Genomic DNA, 454 nt, shown 5'->3' on the forward strand with positions numbered 1-454 from the left:
TGTTGATCGCTTCAACAATTGGTGCAGGCGTCAACGTGTGCGGTACTTTAGTAATCAAGGTACCGTTGGGCTTTAAAAAGTAGAAATATGAGCTGTGGTCAAGTGTGTATCCTAGCTCTGAATCTTCAAGCTGTGTCTTTCTGAAAATAACACCGTATTTATGCGCCAGATTCGTGGTTACATCCAATGGACCACTCATCCCTTCAATCATTGGGTTGAAGTACTGCGCGTATTTATATGACGCTTCCGCGGCATCGCGCTCTGGATCGAGAGAAACAAACATCGGGCGAATCTTGGCTTTCGATTCATCAGAGATTTGGTTGAGGGCTCCAGCTAGCATCGCTAGTGACGTTGGGCAAACGTCAGGACAGCGTGTGAAGCCAAAGTAAACGATACGAATTCTGTCATCGGTTTCGTCAAAGAGTTTTATTGGTTGGTTGTCTTTTCCAAAAAG

General features: G+C 45.2%; 1 protein-coding gene. It reads right to left on the reverse strand.

Annotated elements, in window-relative coordinates; translation table 11 throughout:
* Positions 1-454, reverse strand: a 454-nt coding sequence (locus tag BCT81_RS05265; protein ID WP_102423439.1) for an SCO family protein, incomplete at both ends; no start/stop codon positions are given.

The sequence above is a fragment of the Vibrio sp. 10N.261.52.A1 genome, assembly GCF_002876325.1.
In the GTDB taxonomy this organism is placed as follows: Bacteria; Pseudomonadota; Gammaproteobacteria; order Enterobacterales; family Vibrionaceae; genus Vibrio; species Vibrio chagasii.